This is a genomic window from Synechococcus sp. WH 5701 (assembly GCF_000153045.1).
Lineage (GTDB): Bacteria > Cyanobacteriota > Cyanobacteriia > PCC-6307 > Cyanobiaceae > Regnicoccus_A > Regnicoccus_A antarcticus.
Genome location: NZ_AANO01000113.1, coordinates 1 through 1209 on the forward strand (window position 1 = coordinate 1; position 1209 = coordinate 1209).

Below are 1209 nucleotides of genomic sequence, written 5' to 3' on the forward strand. Positions count from 1 at the left end.
GCACGGGTGTTAACGATGTAAGGGCATCGAGATACCCCTCAAACACCCAGGTTTTTGGACTGCCAAGGGCCCGGAGCTCTTGAAGAGCAACTGGCTCCAGCTCTGGAATCATTTTCCGCCTTTAGGTTCGAAGGGCAGTCGTGAATCGCTGGAGCCACCCGCTGTTGCCGTTGCCGTCACTGTTTGTTGTGACGCCTGTTGGTCAAGAATCTTTTGCAAGTTCTCAGGCAGGGCTTCTTTCGTGAGGATGAACGTTTGGAGGGCTTGGAAAATATTGGCGATCACCATGTAAAGCAACACGCCAGCTGGCAGGGGAAAAAACAGGAACATCCCTGTGATCATCACTGGGGTGATTTTGTTGGCGGTGGCCTGTTGGGGGTTGGCAGGCATTCCCATGCCCGACAACAGCTGAGAGAGGAAAAGGGTTAAACCGAATCCACCCACCAGAATCGCAATATCCCAGTTGATTGCTCCGTCGGCGTAAAAGCCCACCTGTCCGAGGGCTTTGATGAATAAAAAGCCACTGCGGGCGGCTAACCCAGGAATTTTGGCTTCGACAGTGGCGTCACCGGCAGCGATAGCGGTGATGGTTCCGTCTTCCGTGACACGGACGATGTCATCACCCTTGGTGACGGACCAGGCTGGTGAGAATTTCCCAGGGTTCTCAAGTTCGGTGAGAACGTCGGAAAAGGATCGCCCGTCTTTGGTATGCAAATTGACGCTGGCTGAATCGCCGACGCCCATCTTGGTGCCCCGGGGAAGGCTTGCAATCACTGGGACGTGATCGGTTTCACCGATAAAAATTGAGTGGCTGGCGCTGTTGAAGGGTTTGAGTTCAACGGCTGCGATTTGATCAGCCGGCAACACCTTCATGTTCAACGTGTAGGGCACATCCGCAAAGGGTGATCCCCGAAGGGTTGCAAACAGTGCGAAGAGGATCGGCATTTGAACCAGCAGAGGCAAGCAACCTGCAAGAGGGCTGCCGAACTCCTTCATGACTTTGCCGAGTTCCTCCTGTTGCTTTTGGGGATTGCTCGCATAACGGGCTTTGATATCGGCTTGCCGCTTTTGCATCACGGGTTGCGCGATCCGCATCCGTCGAGCGCTACGAATGGACCCAGCACTGAGGGGATAAAGAGCAACTCTTATCACCAGCGTCAAAGCCACGATGGCCAAGCCGTAGCTGGGAACCAATCCGTAGAAAAAATC

Annotated in this window: 1 protein-coding gene; it reads right to left on the minus strand. The window is 54.2% G+C overall.

The features are described 5' to 3' along the window. Positions 1-108 precede the first annotated feature (108 nt). A partial coding sequence (gene yidC, locus WH5701_RS00675) for a membrane protein insertase YidC (protein WP_006169903.1) occupies positions 109-1209 on the minus strand: 1101 nt, incomplete at its 5' end.